The following is an 862-nucleotide window of genomic DNA, read 5'->3' on the forward strand; positions in this document are numbered from 1 at the left end:
GAACTCCAGGCCCACTCCGCGCGGACTGGACAGCACCCGATTCAACACCGCCAGATCCCTGGACGGCGGCGCATCCGACGAGGCATGCGCGTCAGGAGCGATATACGACACCCCTGATCCTGAAGGCTGATTGACGGGCATGCTCACGCGCGCACCCAGCGCGCCTTCACTCCCGCTTCCGCGTACCGTGAAGGAGAGCGTTTCCGTCTGATCGGAACCCGGCACTCGGCCAATGCCCCGGCCTCGGAGTTCCTCCACGCCTTCCGGGGCGTTTGCGGACGCGAACATCGTCGACGGCACGTTCTGGTAAGGCAAGTAGGGCGACGAAGCCGCCTGTGATCGCTGCATCCCCATGAAGGGGCGCAGCGCCTGACTCAGATCGGCCCTCGGGGTGACCCCGCCCGTGTAGGTCTGGTTTGCCAATGCGTTCATGTCGGCAACCACAGTCGGCGTGGACTGGACCATCGGCGTCGGTTCAATAGCCGGAGTGGATGGCGCAGCCGGTAGCGACTGAGAGCTCGATTGCGCACCACCGATTGCCGGCGTCGGCGATGATTGCGCACCACCGATTGCCGGCGTCGGGGCCGACTGCGGCGGCGCCTGCTGATCAATCGCCGGGCGCGACGGCGGCATCATCAGATAATAGCGCGTCTGATCTTGCAAGTATTGCTCCTGCTGGCGGGCTTGCTGATAGGCGTATGTCAGCGTTGCATAACCTTGCATTCCCGCTTGTCGCGCCGCCACCGCATGATCGTGTCGCTCCTGTTTCTTCTTCGCCACCTCGCGGCCTGTGCCGGTATATCGAATCGCTCTGGCTTTCTTCTCCATCTCTTTCTTCGCGTCCTGATATGCCTGTATCGTT

1 protein-coding gene is annotated in these 862 nt (G+C 63.1%); it reads right to left on the bottom strand.

All coding sequences use genetic code 11. The features are described from left to right. A partial coding sequence (locus RV1423_RS30480) for a hypothetical protein (RefSeq protein ID WP_034304000.1) occupies window positions 1-862 on the bottom strand: 862 nt, incomplete at both ends.

Source organism: Herbaspirillum sp. RV1423, assembly GCF_000577615.1.
Classification (GTDB): Bacteria; Pseudomonadota; Gammaproteobacteria; order Burkholderiales; family Burkholderiaceae_D; genus Herbaspirillum.